The sequence below is a fragment of the Clostridium sp. OM05-5BH genome (genome assembly GCF_003481505.1).
GTDB classification, from domain to species: domain Bacteria; phylum Bacillota; class Clostridia; order Lachnospirales; family Lachnospiraceae; genus Otoolea; species Otoolea fessa.
Genome location: NZ_QULJ01000017.1, coordinates 1 through 243 on the forward strand (window position 1 = coordinate 1; position 243 = coordinate 243).

1 pseudogene is annotated in these 243 nt (G+C 50.6%); it reads left to right on the forward strand.

Annotated elements, in window-relative coordinates:
• A pseudogene (locus DXB70_RS13505) lies at positions 1 to 196 on the forward strand (DNA-binding protein); the annotation flags it as partial.
• Positions 197 to 243 lie beyond the last annotated feature (47 nt).

The window sequence follows — 243 nt, forward strand, 5'->3', positions numbered from 1 at the left end:
GATCGACGGCATTATGATGGAGGACAAAAAGGAGGTAGACAAAGTGATTTTGACAGGTGCGGAACTGAGCAAGTATTTCGGCAAGGAAACTACGCCGAGGGAAATGAAGGACCAGATCATCAAGCTGCTGGACGACTGGAAGGGTCAGCAGAAGGAACACGAAAAACCGGAGAAGAAAACCGAACAGGAAAAGTAAGCTAAAACTTCGGGTCAGCATGGCCCGAGGATTGCGGGGCTCTGCCC